The organism is Fibrobacter sp. UWB10 (assembly GCF_900182935.1).
Classification (GTDB): domain Bacteria; phylum Fibrobacterota; class Fibrobacteria; order Fibrobacterales; family Fibrobacteraceae; genus Fibrobacter; species Fibrobacter succinogenes_O.
This window is the reverse complement of sequence record NZ_FXUE01000004.1, coordinates 173,441-192,785: the sequence shown is the minus strand read 5'-3', so window position 1 is coordinate 192,785 and position 19,345 is coordinate 173,441. Positions and strand designations below refer to the sequence as shown.

The window sequence follows — 19,345 nt, the reverse complement described above, 5'->3', positions numbered from 1 at the left end:
GCTTTTTACACGGAAATGTGTAAGATTTATCCGTGGTTTCGCAAACTTTACGCAAAATATATTGCATTTCGGCAATAAATGTGTAAATTTATTATGGAGTGAAAACAAAAGGGTATCATAAAAAAGGAGTATTTATGCGTAACCCCAAATTCGCAAGTATCGCTAGCCTGGCACTGTTCGGCTTGTTCAGCAGCCAGGCTTTTGCCTGGAGCATTGACGGCGTGGTCAAATCCAAGGTTTCCGGCCGTTTGCTCGGCGGTGTAAAAATCAACACATTCAACTTCGGCGGCTATGAAACCACTAGCGCCGAAGATGGCACATTCCGCCTCAGCAGCGATGACAACACGGGCATTGTCGCCAACGCCTACACCGCAAATGTCGCCCTCCACATGGAAGGCAACATGCTCACCATTTATAACGCGGACGCACGTTCTCTCAGCGTGTCCGTGATCAACTCCCTTGGCAAGGTTCTCAAGAAGAACAACATCGAAAACGTCCAGGGAATCGTCTCCCTCGACTTGGGCAAGCTTGCAAAAGGCGCGAAGTTCATCCGCGTCAGTGCAGACAACCGCAACAGCACCTTTATGTTGACCGACAAGGGTGCAGTCAAGGCTCTCAAGAAAGAAGGCGACCTGTTGCCGATGCTCCAGTTCGCGCTGGATGGTTATGCCAACTTTGTCTACCAAATGCAGAGCGAAACCGAGACCGGCGTGACCATCGAAATGGTAAGGCCCTCTGCCGACGCTTCTTCCAGCTCTGAAGCTATTGAACCGCCGAAATCTTCTAGCTCTCAACAGGTCGAACCGCCGAAGTCTTCCAGCAGTGCCGGCAACGACGGACCTATCGTAGTCGATTGCTCTGGCAAGACTGCAAAGGTCGGAGACAAGCAAAACATGTCCGTGACCGTCGATGGCAAGCAGCGCACCTTTATTATGCACATTCCGAGTGCCTACAAGGGCGACAAGCCCGTACCGCTCGTTATTGACTACCACCCGATTGGCGGTTCCGGCAATGGCGAATTCGGAAGTTCTCCGTACAAGGCCAAGACTGACCCCGAAGGCGTAATCACGCTTTACCCGGACGGCACCAGCAAACCGGGTGGAATGGGTAACGGCTGGAACGTCGGCCCCTGCTGTTCCAACGACGACGACGTCAAGTTCTCTTACGCAATGATCGACAAACTCAAAGAAATCGCCTGTATCGACCCGCAGCGTATTTACGCAACCGGTTTCTCGATGGGTGGCGGTATGAGTAACCACGTGGCCTGTATGATGTCCGACGTCTTTGCAGCTGTCGCTCCGGCAGCTATGGACTTGAACAAGACCAACAGTGCACAGTGCAAGATGTCTCGTCCGATTTCTGTCATCAACTTCCGCGGTACAAATGACCCTGTCTGCAAATATCAGGGTGGCGATAGCGGATTCAATGACGGTCTGAACTTCTTGGGCGCCGAAGGCACCTTCAAGTTCTGGGCTGAAAAGAACGGCTGTACCGGCGCTCCGACCAAGAACGCCAATGGTTGCGACGAATACTCCAACTGCCAGGATGGCACGAAGGTTGTTCTCTGCACCAAGCAGGGCGGTGGCCACGACTACGGTGACGCAAGCATCGGCTGGCCGTTCCTGAAGCAGTTCACGCTCCCGGCAAGCTTCGTGAAGTAAGTTCTCTCTCACAAACGAATCTTAGTACTCCTAAGAATACCTCCTAAAAACCAACCAAAGAATCTCTCGCCTAGGCGAGGGATTCTTTTTATATAAACAGCCGATGGGGTATGAGCACTCCAAAAGGTTAATCAGCCATCGGCTGTCCTTCGTCTCGACGGCAAGCTTTTGCTTGCCGCCTCTACTCGGCGCTTAATTAAAGCGACCAATGACGTTTGAGCACTCCAAAAGGATTAGCCATCGTCCGTATGCATAAAAGAAACCCCTCGCTTACGCGGGGGGTTCCTTAGGTTGCATGGAGTCATTAAGCGTTCTAGGCGGCACTTAGCGCACGGTTACGCGGTGGGTCTTGCCGGAGGTGCGGATGATGTAGACGCCGTTTGCGTAGCCTGCATTCTTGAGCGAAGCCGTGAGCGATTCGGTAGCGGTAGCGCCGCGGTCAATACGACCAAGGAACTTGCCTGTTGCACTGAATACGTCGTAGCTTGCATTCATGCGCTGCAATGCCGGAGTGCCTGCGATACGCGTGGTTTGCGACGGGTCCACGAATTCGAGCCAGTCGAGGTTCACGTAGTTACCCACGATTTCGAGCTTGAGCACGTGTTCGCCTTCGGTAAGGTTCACTTTGCCTGCTTCGTATGTCGAATAGGTTTCCCAGTCGGCACCTTGCGGCACGATTATGTTATCTGTAACCGCATTACCGTCGACATAGAGTTTGAAGCCTACATTTTCAGACGATGTGGCGTAGCTTGCGTTAAGATTGTATTCGCCCGACTTGGCAACCTTCACCGTGTATTCGAGCCATTCGCCTTCTTGCGTGTAACCGATAGCGTAGCCATTGCCTGCTTTAACGATATCGACTGCATCGTCGCGGTATTCTCCGCCCTTGTTGTCGTCGTCCTTGTCGGAGTAGGCCTTGCCCGAACCGCCGACGTCGTAGTTTTCGACTTCAATCTTGCCCGGGATTGCGGCGGCGACATCCTTATAAGGCGCCTGAGGAATGATCGGTGTAATGTACACGCGATAGCCATACTTGGTATTCGTGATATTCACCGGCACCGTAATCTTGCCGTCGCTCACGTCGTATTCCTTGTCGGACACCAGATTCGTCGAGGGTACGGCCTTGTCCTTGTTTTCCCAAACCACGTATTCCACCGTCACATTCACCTTGTTGCCGAATGCCGAAGGAATGCCCGAAATATTCACATTCACATCGCCCTTGGTGTTACCGCCGAGCACAATGCTTGCAAAGCCTTTCTTCTTGTCGAGAGCAGCAAAGCCGTCGACGCCATCGCTCTTGTCGTTGGGGGGTACAACCTTTGCCATATAGCCGCTCATGTCGCCATACCACTTGTACAGCCACCAGCCGCCACCGCGTTCGTTATCCTTGGTGAGCAGGCTACCCAAGCGACCCGGAAGCGGTACGAACCACCAAGAAATCATGGCGCTTTCGACACCGTGACGTTCGAATTTAGCGATAAAGGGAATAGACAAGCCCGGGCAACCTTCTTCGCTGTGTTCGGTCGAAGAATATTCGTTGATGCTCAGCGGGCGCGGCTTGACGTTGTATTTCTTTTCGAGGTTACGGTAAGTTTCGACAGAACCCACGAAGCCACCGCTACCCCACTGGTGCCAGCTGACCACGTCGGGCATGCAGTTGTTCTGCGAACAGTACTTCACGAATTCTTCCATCTTGGAACCATGATAGAAGGAGTACGACGGGCCAATGATTTTGGCACCGGGGTCCATCTGGCGGATCAAATCGTAAGTCTGTTTCCAGAGACCGGAATTGAAGTCAATGCTTGATTTCCAGGTATCGTTCGGTTCGTTCCAAATTTCGTAACCGTCAAAATTCTTGTTGTTCGATTTGAGCTTGTCGTTAATGACGGACTTCACTTCGTTTTTCCAGTGGTCCATATTCTGGAACTTGTACGGCCAGCCCGGCAAAACGTCGGCCAAGCGAATCTGGATTTTGGCACCGATGCTTTCGACACGCGGAGCCACAAGGAACGCGCCACCGATAGGCTGCTGGCGACCGCTACCGCTACGCGCCGGCGAAAGGAACACGTTCGGTTTGAGAGGTGCCACATCTTTTTCGATATTGCTCGGGAGCGTCTCGGTCAAGCCATAAAGCGAACCGGTCGCCACGTGTGTCACCGGCTTAATGCTGTCGCCCAGGCTTACGTTCAAGTTTACCGCGGCAAAAACGCTCGCCGGCAACAAAAATAGCGGGAAAAACGTTTTAAAGTTCATATTTACCATCCCTTGTGCAAAGCGCACACTTTTACCAATTTAAAGATACACCCCCAAAGTCCATTTTTGTATACCCCTCACAAAAACACTTTTGCAAAAATTTCAATAGCAAAACCCGCCCGTAAAACGCCCCGGCCGAAACCGGGGCGTTCATTGCATGGGGTGTGGAGGTTCGTTTGTGCGTTAGCGCACGTTAATGCGGTAAGCCGTACCGGTCTTGGACTTGACCAAATATGTACCTGAGCGCTTGACCGCGGCCTTTGTCTTGGCCTGCAAATCTTCGATACCAACTGTCGTAAATTTAGTAACAAGTCGACCCTGCATGTCAAATACGCTGTAGTCGCGGACGGCATTATTTGCCATTTTCACGCTATTCGGCAGAATCGGGGTCAAACCTTCAGTGTTCGGATTAGCACCTTCCGTGATATCCTTTTCCGGCTGGTTTTCGTAAATCTTCTTGATTTCAGTTTCGCCGTACTTAGCCGGGGCGATTTCCTTGTTCCAGCCGAAGTTGCGGAATCCGAGCAGCGAGTATTCGGTCGGGTCGTTCAACTTTTGGCGGATCGGAGCCAGGCGGAAGGTATGGGAGTATTCGCGGTTCGCCTTGAGCAGGTACGCATCGAGCGGCTGGGCACCCCAGGAATTGATACCGCCAACGCCCATCTGGTGCAAGTCTACGCGGAGCGTAATGTCCTTGTTGCGCTTGAGTTCCCACGGAAGCTTTGTATCGGAAAGCTGTTCCGGAGTGTAATGCTGGGCGCTGAATTCCATGCGCGGGTTACCCACAATCATCAGGCCCTTGCCGTCGTTGTTGGTGAGCGTTGCCCACTTGACGTCGGTGCGCTGGCCGGTTTCGCCGATTTCCATGTACTTGATTGTCATAGAATCGGCGAGCGTCGAATAGAGGCCCATGAAGCTTCCGCGGTTACGGCCCATGTAGTTTTCGTCGGGGCCGCGACCAAACCAGCGGACCTTTTCGTAGCCACCCGGCACGGTAAAGATTGTACCCACGTTCGGCAAGTAGCTCTTGGAACCATCGGGGTTAAGCGTGTAGCTGACCACGATATCGCCGCTACCGTACACGTAGTAAGTCATCTTCATCTTGGTGCTGCCCACATCGGGGAAGCTGAAGTTGAAGGTCACCTGGGTTTCTTGCTGAGACACTTCCTTGACTTCGGAGGTCACGTTGCGCTTCAGGCTTGCCTTGCGCCATTCGCCATGCCCCTTTTCCATGTTGAAGCCCTTGTCGTTGTCAATCGGGGCGCGCCAGAAGTTCGGAATGCCGCCGTTCTTGATAATGGTATCGTTACCGAGCACGTAGCTTGCAAGCGTGCCGTTCTTTTCGTCGAAGCGGATCTTGAAATCTTTGCCCTCGATTTCGAGACCGTTCGCCTTGTTCACCTTGTAAGTCGGCAAGGTGCTGATATCGATTTCAGTAGACCAGAGCTGGCCCAAATCGATGCCGAACTGTTCGTGGGCAATGCTATAGCCGGCCTTAGCCCAGAGTTCATCGTTCTTGAGGCGGAAATCGAGATCCAAGAAGTACTCGGCACCAACTGTGGTTTCGATTTTCGGCATGTCAATCGTGATTTCTTTCTTTTCGTTCGGGCCAACGTTCATCTGCGAACCGTTCAGCTTGCCCTCCTTGATGACCTTGCCGTTTTCCTTGATAGACCAGTAGCCATCGAGGAAATCTCCCAGGTTCTTGTAGAGGTAGCGGCTTTCAATCTGAATCTTGCCCTTGGCGGCGTCGACGTTCTTGACGCGGACCTGAGCGTACTGATACTTGACTTCCCAAATTTCGGGCTGCAAGGCGCGATCGGGGAATACGAGGCCGTTCGCGCAGAAGTTGTCGTCGTTCTGCCAGTCACCCCACATGCCGCCGAATTCAAAGTACGGCGTACCCTTGTGGCGGAGTCCCTGGTCAATGAAGTCCCAAATAAAGCCACCGAAGCTGCGCGGGTTAGCGTAGAAGGCGTCCATGTATTCTTGCAAGTCGCCCACGGAGTTACCCATGGCGTGTTCGTATTCGCAAAGCATAATTGGCTTGTTGGCGTCGTTGTAGCTACGCACGGCGTCGGGGCCAAAGTACATCCAGCTGTTCACATCGGCGTTGTTCCAGTCGCCTTCGTAATGCACAAAGCGGGTAGAGTCAATCTGGTGGGCACGTTCGCGTTCAGAGGCGAACACGTTACCGTTACCGGCTTCGTTACCCAATGACCACAAGATAATACTCGGGTGGTTCTTGTCGCGCTGCACCATGGTGTTCATGCGGTCCACAGCCGGAGCGCGCCAGTCGTCGCTGTTCTTGGGCAAGCTGCTGTTTGCACCATGACTTTCGACGTTTGCTTCGTCAATCACGTAAATACCGTACTTGTCGCAAAGATCGTACATGTAGGGGTTATTCGGATAGTGCGACATACGCAGCGCGTTAATGTTAAAGCGCTTCATGAGAATCACGTCTTTTTCCATGCGGTCGTATGTAACCGCGCGGCCGTTATCCGGGTCGAGTTCATGGCGGTCAACACCATGGAACTTGATAGGCATGCCGTTCACATACAAGCGCGGAGCACCATTATCCTTCTTGATTTCAATCTTGCGGAAACCGATCTTGTTGCTTTCGACCTGCACGATGTTGCCCTTGCTATCCTTGAGGGCGAGCACCGCCGTATACAGGTTCGGAGTTTCTGCAGACCACAGCTTGGGCGCGGTATACGGGATTTCGAAGTAGATATCCTTTTGGCCACCGTTCGAGCCAATGCCCGAAACCGACTTGGACACAGGAGCAATGACTTCGGTTCCATTTTCGTTGTAGAGAGAAAGTTCTACAGTGTAGTCGCCAGAGGCAGAACCCGTGGAGTTGTAAATCCAGGTTCTGGTCTTCAAGATACCATCTTTGTAGTTGCTAGCAAGAGTGGCGTCGATCTGGAAGTCCTGAATATGCACTTCGGGAACGGCGTAAATGTACACGTCGCGCATGATACCGGCGAGGCGGATAAAGTCCTGGTCTTCGAGCCAAGAGCCGTCGCACCAGCGGAACACCTGAACAGAGATGTTGTTTTCGCCCTTGCGCAGATACTTGTTGATATCGAATTCGTGACCCGTGAAGGAGTCTTCGGCGTAGCCTACGTAGTTGCCGTTCACCCAAACGTAGTAGGCGGATTCAACACCTTCAAAGTGCAGGCGAATGCGTTTGCCGCTCCACTTTTCGGGAACGGTGAAGTTACGGCGGTAATGACCCACCGGATTAAAATTGGTGGGGGCTGCAGGTGCAGACACGTTATGGGTCTGCGCCCACGGGTAAACCACGTTGGTGTAAATCGGGTGGTCGTAACCAAACAGTTGCCAAGACGACGGCACCGGAATTTCGTTCCAGCCGGACACATCGTAGTTGTCTTTGTAGAAATCGTTATTGCGCTGGGCGGGCTTTTCGACATGGAAGAATTTCCATTTGCCCGAAAGCGTCTGGTACCATTCAGACGCATGACGGTCGCCCTTGACAGCTTCTTTGACGGTGGTGTACGGCATAGAAGTCACGTGCGGAGTAAGCACGTTTACCGCGAAAACACGCGGCTTGCCGTTCCATTCATCGTTAGGCTGAGCATTTGTAGTGGATGCCAACGTAGCGCAAAGAGCTGCGCACGTAACAGCAGACGAAACCAAGAAGCTTTTCATAAGAAACCTCACTTTAAAATCCACACCAATAAAAAAATACCCCTTTTTAAGGGGTATTTACACGCTGTTTACACAATTTCTGTTGACATTTTATCAAAGGGGCTAACGGACTTGTACGCGGAGGGTCTTGTTCAGGCCCACGGCACGCATAATGTACACACCGTTTGCGAAGCCAGCATTCTTAAGGGTTTGAGTAAGGTTGGCACCCACGTTATCGACGCGGCCAAGGAACTTACCCGTTGCCCCAAACACATTGTACGAAACATTGGCCTGAGGAGCCAAGCGCACTTCGCGGGCAATCGTCGTTGCATTCGGATCAGTGAACTGAATCCAGTCGACATTCAAATAACCGCCGGTAATCAAGAGCTTGAGCACATGTTCGCCCTTCTTGAGATCCACGGAACCCACGTCTATCACCTTGTACGTAGTCCATACGCTGTCGACCTTCGGGGCAACAACCGATTCCGTGATTTCCTTGTCGTCAATGAACAGCTGCATTGCAGAAGTTTCGAAGGCGGTCGCCACATTCGCCGTAATGTCGTACTTGGCATCCGCCGTGACATTGATGGTATATTCCACCCATTCGCCATCGTTCGTGTAACCGATAGCATAGCCCGAGCATGCGGCGTCGCCACACTTGGAATCGCTAATGTCTACGACGTCGACTTCGTCTTCGCGGTAGGCCTTGCCCTGGTTTTCGCGGTCGTTGTCGTAGAAGGCCTTATTGTGGCCGCCCACGTCGTAATTTTCGGCTTCGATCTTGCCCGGAATCTTTGCAGCCACTTCCTTGTAAGGAGTCTGCGGCACAGCGGTCTTTTCGCTTTCCATGTACCAGTAGTCAAAATCGAACCCGCCCTGCTTTACCACGAAGAACAAGTCATCGACGCCTGCGGCATCAGTCAAGTCGAACGAATTTTCTTGCCAGGCAGAACTAGACGGAATATTCATTGTAGCAAGGAGCGCACCGTTTTCGGAGCCGGCATGGAGTTCCAGCTTACCGCCGTTACCCCTGGTGCAAACGATAATGCGGTCGGCACCGTCGCCCATGTCAACAGAGCGTACCTTGGTATAGAAGCTGTTACCCATATTGGTCAGGTAAACCGCACCGTTTTGAGCCTTCACATGTTCGATGATGGTGTAGCCGCCCGACGTATTGACTGTCATGCCGCCCACCCAGGACTTGGTTTCGGCTTCCACGCGCACGAACGGGTCAAGGTTCTTGATGGGCTTCACGACGCCATTGTTGGTAGCGCGGATCGTGGGAATGGTACCGTCGGCATTCCAGGTGAATTCTTCGATAGCGGTAGAACGGCTGTAGCCGCCACCCTTCACGTTCTTCTGGTTGTGATAGAAGAAGAAGCTGCGGCCCTTGAAGTCGACAATGCCGGAGTGGACGGTGAACGCGGCACCCGGTTCGCTTTTCGGCATAATGACGCCCTTGTAGGTCCAAGGACCCGTCGGGGAATCACTCCAGGAATAGTCAATGGATTCGGGAATGCCACCGGCGGCGTAAATCATGTAATATTTTTTTCCGCGCTTGTGGATCCACGGGCCTTCGGTATACTTGCCGTTAAAGGTGCTCATGTCGGAGACCTTGATGTCGCTTGCGCATTCAATCATGTTCTCCTTGAGGGGGCAGTAATAAAGCTTGGGGTTACCCCAGTAAAGCCATGCCTGGCCATCGTCGTCAATAAATACGGTAGGGTCGATGTAGTCCCAGTTGGGGCCCGCCAGGTGCTTGCCGTTCAGTGCATCCTTGAAGGGGCCTTCCTTCTTGTCAGACACGGCCACGTTGACGGCGCGGCCGCCGCGGGTGGATTCCACAGTCACGTAATAATAGTACTTGTCATTGCGGCGAATACATTGAGATGCCCAGTCGCCGTTTTTCTTGGCAGAACCGTTGAAGTCACCCGCTTCCAAAATGAGGGTGTTCATGTCGGTCCAGTTCACCATATCCGTGGTGCACGATACGCGCCAGCCGTGCATCGTAAAAAAGCTACCGCCCTCGTCGTTGCCGGAATAGGTGCAAAGCGTATCGCCGAACACGACAGGCGCCGGGTCCGGAGAATAATAAGTCTGGATAAGCGGGTTTTCGGCCATGGCCTGCGTGCAAAGCCCGAAACCAACCAAGGCGACAGCCGCCTTAATGTTCTTCACAAACATCATAATTCATCCCTTTACGCCCCCACTGGAGCGATTTTCTTTACTCACCCCTCTAAAATTAGCCCCAAAAAAGGCCAAAATTCCACGCGAAAGGGCATTTCGCGTGGACAAGTTATCAATATGCCTTGATTTTGAGCGTTTTTTGCAGGTTGCCGCTCTTGACAACCGCAATGTAGGTCCCTTGCAGCAGGCGGCCATTTTTGCCGAATTCCACCAGCGAATTCCCGCTACCCTGCCGTTTAGCCACCATATTGCCGTTCGCCGTATACAGGCGGGCTTCAAAATCGCCATCAGCATTCACCATCAGGGCCACCGAGGCGCGGGCCATAGACACTTGGCGAACCGAGAGTGCGCTTGCCACACGCACCGCCGTCGGAATCGCCGTCGGATCGCTATCGAAACTGAACCAGTCCACATTCATCAGGTACGTATCGCTTCCGTTATAAGTGAACTTGAGTTTCTGTTCGCCCTTGGGCAAATCGATCGCGGTCGAAGTTTCGTACCAGTCATTCCAACCTTCAGTCTTTGCGGGGTCCACCGTAAGCGTCGCAAGCGCCTTTCCCGTAGAATCGGACACCGTAATGGTCGACTTTTCTTCGGCGCCAGAGGCCACGCGGGCGGTAAGTTTGTAAACACCTGCAGCCGGAACCTTCACCAAGTATTCGCTGTAGTCGCCATCGTTAATCCAGCCGAGATTCGGTTCGCCTTCTTCGTCGGGTTCAATCTGAACGCCATCCATAGCAACATAAGCTTCGGCCTGAATCTTGCCCGGAATGACCACCGGTTCGAACGGCTGATTCGTGAGCTTGAGGTTGCCGTCGAATTCGTAAACCTTGCCCGGGATCGTCGTCGTGGTGAACTTGTTAGAACCATTCACAATGTTCAGCGTCTGGCCCACATCGGACTTGATGGCCACATAGGCGAGCTTGCCGCCCTTCCAGGCCATAGAATCAATTTCGAAACCGCCACGGGCACGAATACCCTTGATGCTACCGTCCTTCCACTGAGAAGGCAGTGCCGGCAACAGGTTGATTCTGCCGTTATGGCTCTGCATGAGCATTTCGTTCACGCCCGAGACCGCACCGAAGTTACCATCAATCTGGAACGGCGGGTGGGAATCGAACAAATTATTATAAGTCTTGTTCGGCGTCAGCAGCATGCGAATCATGGTGTAAGCGTGATCGCCGTCGTGCATGCGCGCCCAGAAATTGATCTTCCAAGCGAGCGACCAGCCGGTCGCATCGTCACCGCGCTGCTTAAGCGTAACGCCTGCGCCCTTGATCAGGTCAGGGGTCTCTTCGGGCGTAATCTGTGCGCTCGGGAAAAGGCCGTACAAGTGCGAAATATGGCGGTTCTTGTTGTTCGGGTCATCCCAATCCTGCAGCCATTCCGTAATCTGGCCATACTTACCCGTCTTTGTAGGCGGGAGCCGCTTTACCACCGCTTCCATCTTGGCGCGGGCCTCTTCGTCGACGCCCAGAATCTTGGAAGCCTCGATGGTGTAATTCAGCACGTCGCGAATAATCTGGTTATCCATGGTCGGGCCAAAGCACACATTGTAACCACCGTGATCGTTTTCCGGAGAATCGCTCGGCGCCGTGACCAAGTACTTGTTGCCGGTTTCGGGCTCTTCGATAAGGCTATTCACAAAGAAGAGCGCCGCCCCCTTCATGGTAGAATAGACATCCTGCAAATACGCCTTGTCAGTCGGGTTGAACAAGAAATGTTCCCACAAGTGCGTGCTCAGCCAGCCTGCGCCCGTAGGCCACAAGCCCCAAGCGCCATCAATCGGAGCGGTACGGTTCCAAAGGTCGGTATTGTGGTGTTCCACCCAGCCTTCGTCAACGCCCCAGTGCACCTTAGCCGTCTTTTCGCCCTGCGGCACCATGCTCTTGATTTTATCGATGAGCGGCCACACGCATTCGCCAAGGTTAGCCGTTTCGACCGGCCAGTAGTTCATTTCGAGGTTGATGTTGGTGGTATACTTACTGCCCCAAACCGGGCTTGTATCCTTGTTCCAAATGCCCTGCAGGTTAGCCGGCTGGCCACCCTTGCGCGAGCTCGAAATCAGCAAGTAACGACCGAATTGGTAATGCAATTCAACAAGCGAGGGGTCGTTCGTGGAATTGAAATTCTTGACGCGAGTGCTGGTAATGTCGCCTGCGCTCTTGTCGGGTTCGCCCAAGTTCAAAGAGACGCGATTGAAAATCGTCTGGTAATCCTTGAGGTGCGCGGCAAGCAAGTCATCGTAAGATTTTTTTGCGACCTTCGACATAATCTCGGTTGCGATTGCGCCCGGATTGCCCGAGACATCGTTATATGACTTGAAATTCGTAGCCGTGGTGAGCACGAGCATTGCGGAGTTTGCGCCCTGCACGTTGATTTTGCCGTTCGCGACCGAAACCGTACCGCCGTCGGCCACCACGTTCAGGCGATTCTGGAACTTGATGGAATTCACCGTCACGTCGTAAACAAGCGTGTTGCCGCTGCTGGACATGCTGTTGCTGCGGTGCGGAGTCGTCATGGTGGCGCCAAAGCTCACCGAGCCGCTCTTGTCAGCCGTGAGGCGCACCACGATCACGTGGTCCGGGTAGCTTGCAAAATATTCGCGGGTGTAGTTGACGCCGCCTGCCGAATAGGTGGTCTTGGCAATAGCTGTTTTCAGGTCGAGTTCGCGGCGGTAATTGGTAGCGCCCGAATGCGACGTAGTAATCACCAAATCGCCCACCGGCTGGAAACTTGCCGGGCCCGGACCAATCATATAATTAGATACAATGGATTCTGCCGTGCGGTAGTCGCCACGGAACATGGCATCGCGGGCATCTTTCAAGTGGCTTGCAGCGCCCTGCTTGTTGTTGTCGCCAGGGCCGCCCGACCATACGGTACTTTCGTTCAGGCCGATAATGTCTTTTGCAACGCCACCGTAGACAATGCCGCCCATGTAGCCGTTGCCAATGGGCAAAGCATCGGTAAACGAGGTACCCGCATCGCTATTGTACCACAGTTTTAGGGGATTTTCGGCCGCGGCCGTAAACACAGCAGCACACGCCAAAGTACCAAACACTAAGCCCAGCGTCTTCATAAGAACTCCTAAAAATTTCCAACCACAATAAAATTAGCCCCAAAAACAGGCTAAAAACCGCCCCAAAAGACACTTTTTATTGATTTTTTATCAATGGGAGTGGGTAGCGGGAAGTCAACACCATCTGTTGACACTCACATCAGGCAGATGCGGCGTTGTCGAGCAACACGTTCACGTAAGTCTGGTAAGGGATGCCCGCGGCGGCGGCCTTGCGTTTGATCGATTCCACCGTCTTGACCTTGAGCCTTATGGAATACATCTTCTTTTCTTCCTTGGCCTCGGCAATAGCGCGACTGATACGCGCAATGGATTCCTCCAGCGTCTCCGACTCATGACCGCCGGTGATAACCATCGGATCTCTCATCGATGTGTCGTTTTCAAGCGCTTCAATCTCCTCTTTAGACAAGAAATCGTCAACCAGCTTGAACCCCTTGGGCAGCCTAACCTTCTCGCGCTTTTTGCACTTCGTCTTCATGAGCTCTCCTTACAGTTATCAAAGTTTTCAAATCGTCAGAGACAAATAACGCCCAAAATCGATCATCAACTTCGGTAATGATTTTAGAAACACCTTCTTTATCAGATGGGTCGCGTACCAAGCCTTTTCTCCGCAGAACCTTTCCGAGCATTTCCACGGTGAATCCTCTTTCACGCATCCTCTCAAAAGCGTGCCTTGTGATATTCATCTATCGTCCTCTCTATTATAGAAAATGTATAGATACATGTCAATACACATTACAATACAAATTGAAATACATGTTTTTTTTACTCCTCTTCGGCAGTGCTACATTTTTGAACAGAATAAATCACCCCCAATCAACTGCTGGTTTTCCACAATGCAGTTTCGTGTTCCACCCCAACTTGATGTGCATTTTTTGCACATCAAGTTTTGCATTTCATCCTCATTCAATTGAAACCGAAAATCCTCCGCAAATCGATCAATGTTGTTTTTCACCTGACGATTAAAAAATCTCGTCTCGTAGCCGTAAATCTCGGCCAAATCTGCATCGAGCATCACCTTGACCCCGCGGATGGTATATATCCGCGATTTGAGCAGGGTTTCGTCGATGAGAGGAAACTCCGATTTGACTGGCGCAACCGCCATATCATTCTTTTTAGCCATGCAGCCTCCATGTAGCCGCGTTCGCGGCTAGTTGATGTTAGAGGCGTCCCCTTTACCCCGAAATTCTGGAATAAAAAAGACGCGGTTCTCCATTTGACAGAGAATCGCGTCGGGCGTTAATGTACCTAATATCGCCAAACGTGGCAAGGGGAGCAATAAAATTTTACAACCCCGCCTTGAAAATTCACGCAACCGGTAGCCGGAGCGTTCCGGTTAAGAAACTAACAACAAGAAACACAACTATAACGACTGGCAACACTATAACAAGCCAAAATAAGACAGTGGCATCCCGCGTTTCTTTCTTCACGTAGCGTCCATCTCCATCTCGATAACGGCCTCTCGAAAGTAGGAACATGTCGAACACATTCCAGACAAAAACAACTTCGAGCGAATGACAAATAAGCAACAGAACGCCGTCGCCACCATTTGCAGTAAGAAATGCACATGCATTCGACGCAATCATGGCACTCAGTTTGACACACCCCTTTACGGGATGCTTCATGTAAAAGTCGAAAACGCCGAAATAACCCAAAAGCGCCAGGAGCCATGCCGCCGTGCGATCCTTCCTCGGGGAATAACGTTCTTCTACATTTGAATTTTCAGCCTGCACATTCCAAAAGTATATCTTATCGAATACCCTGTCAAGCGATATCAGATTTTTTGACCTTCCTATACCTTCAAACTGCAATTGGCTTCTCAATAGCTCGCGGTGAATGGTCTTGACCACCATAACGTGTGGATATAAATTACGCACAAGCAATCATCTTAATAGAACTATTTTCAACATGGAGGAAATATGTCCGGCGGAGTTTTTGAATACCATGAAATGTACATCAAGGAAATTGCAGAGTGCATCAGGAACATATACGTAAAACAGAAAGACAAGAAATGGGTCACGTGGGCTCAGAATGAAGATATGAACTTCACCCCGCACACAAAAGAAGACCTAACTGTATACAAAAAAGCTTATAAAGCCATGCGTATAGCGCATATCTACGCAAAGACTGTTGACTATCTTGAAGCCGGGGATTACAGCGACGATGTTTTTTTATCAAAAGTCAACACGCAACTTGAAAATTTGAACATCGAATTGAATTCTGGGCTAGAAAACATTGATGGAAGCGAAATCAGCCATGACGGCTATGAGTTGCCAAGAATATATTGGGAAAATTCAAATGATGCATAAGCGTTCCCCGGCTCGGTTGGCCCCTGTCACCCTTCGCCGGGTCGGGCTATATCGCAAGGCGCCCCGTGCGCGCCTGCGGCACCCCCGCGCCGCTCTTGCAACGGAGCCGCGCAAGCGCGTCTCCGCCCCAAGGGGTCACTATCCCTAACGCGAATGCGAACGCAGTGCGTTCGCATTTAAAAAAATGTCTATTGGGGCATTAGCCAACCGCGCATGTCATCGCGTCGGATTAGCCCATCACCCCATATTTCTTCGGGCAACAGGCTAAAAACGTCACAATTATTGTCATCAACAATTCCCTTGATTTTCCGATAATCATCATCGGAGCCTTCCTCTGAATTGTCAACAACTTCTCGTTCCAATGCTAGAATTAGACATTTTGGCGTTGCTTCTGACCGAAACACACGGCCCACAAGCGCTCGGAAATTGTCATTAACAAACGTTTCAAGGTTTTCTGTATAACCATCATCTTGCCAATTTGGCAAATAAAGCGCCCAGAAATAATACTTTTTCCTGAGTAAATTCAAAAAATTCTTGCGGAACTTATCACGGGCTTCATTCTTGAATTCTTCACGAAGAGACGAATGCTTAGAAGTGAACGCCTTGAGCACATATAAGAAATTAACGTCATAAATCTGAAGCAGCAATGTATCTCGATCAAAAAGTCGATTTTTGAAATGGCGATTGCGGTTTTTCCACATCCGCTCTATCATCGCTTCTTCTGATTCAACATTATTTTGACCTTTCTCTTGCGCCAAACGAATCAAAGGAGTTCCATCACCTCGCTTGATGAAGTAATCAGAAGAATATTGTGAAGATTCCTCGTATTTTGGAACAAAACCACGAATAAAGAAGTTTGGAGTAACGCTATAGCCTTCAGTCAATTTATCTCTATAACGAATGCCATGGTGCACATCATTCGCATCATGACTTTCGCCATCATTAAAGTATTGAGGACTAAAGAAATTCTGTATCATATTTTTGGCATACGTATATTGCTTTGCAATGGACGTATCCTCAATGTCCTTGGCATCTTGATAATACTTACTATCACCTATATGCCAAACATCATCATTGCAGCCAGAAGAGAAAATCAATGATTTTTCTCTATAAAGATGATCAATAATCTTGCCATCTTCATTATCCTTCAAATCCGCAAATTCAGGATCACCAATCAATTCATCTATCATAGCCTCAAACACATTGTTGAACGAATTGGCGATCAGGTATTCCTGCGCATTATTATTCGTATTGCTATATCGGGCGCCCCATGCGAAGAAGGCTTCCATGATATTATAAAGCTTAACAAGCCTATCTTCAAAATACTTGTACTTTATTTTCTTGAGTTCACGCAGGCCACGTTCGTTTTCCAAAAGCCGTTCCATCTCAATCATTCTGAGCGGCTGATAGAACTCGCTTTGCGGCATCTGATATCCAAACTTATCCTGGATATATTTCATTGCGGAAAAATAAAGAACCAACAGACGATCATCTAAATCAAAAACCTTGACTTTGTTTACGGGGTTCATGTAAATGGGAACTCCGTTTTGTATAAAAGGAATCGTTTTGTTGACGGTACGCTGCCAGTTTATTTTGTGATTGTCGCTATGTTTGTTCTTTGCGATAAAGACAAAAAGACTTTGATTCTTTTTATAGAACAGTTCCATACTGCTCATAACATCAAGCAATGTGGCATATCGGTCACTCTTTTTAAGCCGCCGATGTTCTGTTTGCGGAGGAGTTTCAACTCCACTATCCTTATTTCCCTTCTTGTGGTACTTGTCAATAGCAGAATAAAGCCAAAGAGACAACGATGAGAAAAAATGGCGTAGTTCAGGCACAAGAGACGCATTTTCCAGATCGTTTTGTCCGCCAAAAACGTCTTCACCCTTACGATTTATCTGTATGTCAAAAGCCTTCCGTACATCATTTCCGCGTTCATCCTTTACGACATTTCCTCGCTCATCTTTTTCGTATTCAAGAAATACCTTGGGCAGCACAAAAACCGGCTGACCATTGTAAAAACAATAGCCAACACCATCAATTTTTACTCCAGCCTTTATTGTTTCCGTATTAAATCCGCTTTTACTCCGACTTTTAGAATCGCCGTCACCATAACCGATGACGGTTTTCAAAAAAGTCGGATCGTAAGGGAACTCTTCAAATAGAAAAATCATGCAACAAGCCTATCGCGACATGTTCTATTACGCAGGATCCGGATCCTATGCGGGGTCAACGTCTAAATTAGACATAATTGTTGCTATACGCGTTATCTGGGTTTCATCGTTCCCTTCAAAAAGCGACTGGAACGTCAACGTTTTATCTTCTTCGCCTTCAAGCCTGAAATGAAACACCTTTTTCGCGTCGCCATTACCTTCTTCATCTTTATACACGGAATCCCAAAGATAGAACAGAACTTTGGAGCGGAATTCCTTATAATCAACAGAATGCTTTATGAAGAACTCGCCCATCTGCTTGTCTTCACTTCTAGTTACTTTGCTGATATTTGCATTTACTGCTTTCAAGAAGTCAAGCCACATATAGCGGGAATTTCCAACAGAAATATCAAATTGATCGGCGTTCCATTCTGCACCACATGTCGCATCACTTTTGTACTTGATCGGCACATACTCCCAGTCAAAGCGGCGTTTAAACGCGCTGTCCATTGGGAACAACGACTGGTCGCTTGTGTTCATCGTGGCAAGAATGTTGAAATTCGGAGGAAGTGCGATTTTGCAAAAATCATCGCCTGCACGTTCTTCTCCTTGCACGGAACTATCCCATTCCTGAATTTTATTCTTGTATTTACCCCAAGCATCCTCTACGTCTGTATTATTTTTCAATTCATTTTCAATGTATTTTGCAAAATCCGAGTCAATATCTATCGGATATGCGGAATGGCCGCACTCTCTATCGAGTAGCTGAAATATGTCGCCAAAAATCTGGGCGCAATTCCCTCGATTTATTTCTTCAATTACCAGATAAACCTTTTCCCCTATAGCGTTTTGATCCTGATCTATCGCTTTAAGATACTCTGACCATGCTTTTACATAAGCTTTTGCAAAAACCTGCGGAACGAATGAATATGTAATGGATGATGAGTTGTTTCTCTTATCCAGAAATCCCGCGATAGATATAGCCTTGGGAACTTCAGCGTTTTGCACAGACTCTGGTATTGCAGCTTCATCAAAAAGTTCTCTCTTTTCTTCTGCGGATAGCCTTTTTAATGACTTGAAATAGCACGATGCAAATTTATGAACTGGATTGGGACGCTGCTCCGCCATGAATCGTCTCAATTCGCGCGATAGATCGTCTTTATTTAATATAGGAGTATTTGACGTTTCTATTGGTTTGTACGAACCGACAAATTGAGCGTAATCATAATCAGGATGGAATGTGGTGCGGAATTTAAGCTCCTTGTCTATAGTTCTTAAACCGTACCCTCTTTCAGTATCGTTGATTTTATAGGATTTTCCAGTGCCAGGAGCCCCATAAAGAATTATTTGTCGCGCAGATGTTGCAATCACCTCAGCATTGTCTTGATTGACAATCGCTGACAACCGATCAAAGAGCTCTGGTTGTGTGGTCAAGTTATACGCAAAATAGCCTAGAAATCCAGCAGATTCGCTTTGAAGGGGCGTGATAGATAAAATATATCCCTTAAACAAATCCTTTGTTGGCCTAAAGCCATCTCCGTCTTTAAAATTCTTTACTCCAAACGCTGCTAGGAAGAAACAAAGCGAATGCCGATCTTCCGGATATTCTCCGCAATGTTCTATGTATGCAGTGCAATTATGATTAATCAACCATGCATCAACTTCATCAAGAATATCTTCTGTCGCATCATCAAATTTTTTTGCTCTGCCAGCAAATTCTCTTTGCAAGTCGTTCACTAATGCAGCGTATTCATTCTTGATTGAGCCATCAAGAAAGTCAAAATAATTTTTTAGGACTATAGCGCAGTCATGCGCAATCGATGCAAAAAGCAAATATTGATTAGGACACACAATCTTGAGTTGTCTATCCGTTGTTACTTGGAAAAAACTTTTTTTACACTCAACTCCATTTGGATAAAAACGAAGTAAAAGTTCCCTTAAACCTCGACAATAATCATCGGACAACACGACATCGGGCAGATTATTAGCCATCTGTCGAGAACTGTTAAAGAACGATTGGACGTTTTCAATTAAATTTCCTAAAGGCAT

General features: G+C 49.4%; 11 protein-coding genes and 1 pseudogene. 2 read left to right on the top strand and 10 right to left on the bottom strand.

The features are described from left to right. Positions 1-134: 134 nt before the first annotated feature. Positions 135-1,661, top strand: coding sequence for a T9SS type A sorting domain-containing protein (locus tag QOL41_RS11070; RefSeq protein WP_283429807.1), 1,527 nt, complete (start codon positions 135-137; stop codon positions 1,659-1,661). Positions 1,662-1,985: 324 nt separating this feature from the next. Here QOL41_RS11070 and QOL41_RS11065 read toward each other — a convergent pair whose 3' ends face one another. The 8 genes and pseudogenes from QOL41_RS11065 to QOL41_RS11030 all read right to left on the bottom strand — a co-directional run bounded on the left by QOL41_RS11065 (position 1,986) and on the right by QOL41_RS11030 (position 14,684). After that, on the bottom strand, positions 1,986-3,914 hold the full coding sequence (locus tag QOL41_RS11065; RefSeq protein ID WP_283429806.1) for a cellulase family glycosylhydrolase: 1,929 nt from the start codon (positions 3,912-3,914) through the stop codon (positions 1,986-1,988). Positions 3,915-4,097: 183 nt separating this feature from the next. Next, positions 4,098-7,589, bottom strand: coding sequence for a beta-galactosidase, LacZ type (gene lacZ, locus QOL41_RS11060; RefSeq protein ID WP_283429805.1), 3,492 nt, complete (start codon positions 7,587-7,589; stop codon positions 4,098-4,100). 102 nt (positions 7,590-7,691) lie between these two features. Next, a complete protein-coding gene (locus tag QOL41_RS11055) occupies positions 7,692-9,755 on the bottom strand; it encodes a family 43 glycosylhydrolase (protein WP_283429804.1) in 2,064 nt (687 codons plus the stop codon). A gap of 112 nt (positions 9,756-9,867) precedes the next feature. Continuing rightward, entirely contained in the window at positions 9,868-12,834 is a 2,967-nt protein-coding gene (locus tag QOL41_RS11050; protein ID WP_283429803.1) for a glycosyl hydrolase family 95 catalytic domain-containing protein, read from the bottom strand. Between the two features lie 139 nt (positions 12,835-12,973). Continuing rightward, positions 12,974-13,309 carry a CopG family antitoxin gene (locus tag QOL41_RS11045; RefSeq protein WP_073188458.1) on the bottom strand — a complete coding sequence of 112 codons (336 nt, stop codon included), beginning with the start codon at positions 13,307-13,309 and terminating at the stop codon, positions 12,974-12,976. Continuing rightward, positions 13,275-13,517: a hypothetical protein gene (locus QOL41_RS11040; RefSeq protein WP_283429802.1), complete on the bottom strand. Its 243-nt coding sequence runs from the start codon at positions 13,515-13,517 to the stop codon at positions 13,275-13,277. Before QOL41_RS11040 ends, QOL41_RS11045 begins: the two co-directional genes overlap by 35 nt. Before the next feature lie 158 nt (positions 13,518-13,675). Continuing rightward, positions 13,676-13,936: pseudogene (locus QOL41_RS11035) on the bottom strand (ORF6N domain-containing protein); the annotation flags it as partial. 202 nt (positions 13,937-14,138) lie between these two features. Continuing rightward, positions 14,139-14,684: a hypothetical protein gene (locus QOL41_RS11030; protein WP_283429800.1), complete on the bottom strand. Its 546-nt coding sequence runs from the start codon at positions 14,682-14,684 to the stop codon at positions 14,139-14,141. 66 nt (positions 14,685-14,750) lie between these two features. Here QOL41_RS11030 and QOL41_RS11025 point away from each other — a divergent pair, with 66 nt between their 5' ends. After that, complete coding sequence (locus QOL41_RS11025) at positions 14,751-15,140, top strand: hypothetical protein (protein ID WP_283429799.1); 390 nt, start codon at positions 14,751-14,753, stop codon at positions 15,138-15,140. Between the two features lie 188 nt (positions 15,141-15,328). Here the strand turns inward: QOL41_RS11025 and QOL41_RS11020 are convergent, their stop codons facing one another. Further along, positions 15,329-17,317, bottom strand: coding sequence for an LlaJI family restriction endonuclease (locus tag QOL41_RS11020; protein WP_283429798.1), 1,989 nt, complete (start codon positions 17,315-17,317; stop codon positions 15,329-15,331). A gap of 45 nt (positions 17,318-17,362) precedes the next feature. Next, on the bottom strand, positions 17,363-19,345 hold the full coding sequence (locus QOL41_RS11015) for a hypothetical protein (protein ID WP_283429797.1): 1,983 nt from the start codon (positions 19,343-19,345) through the stop codon (positions 17,363-17,365).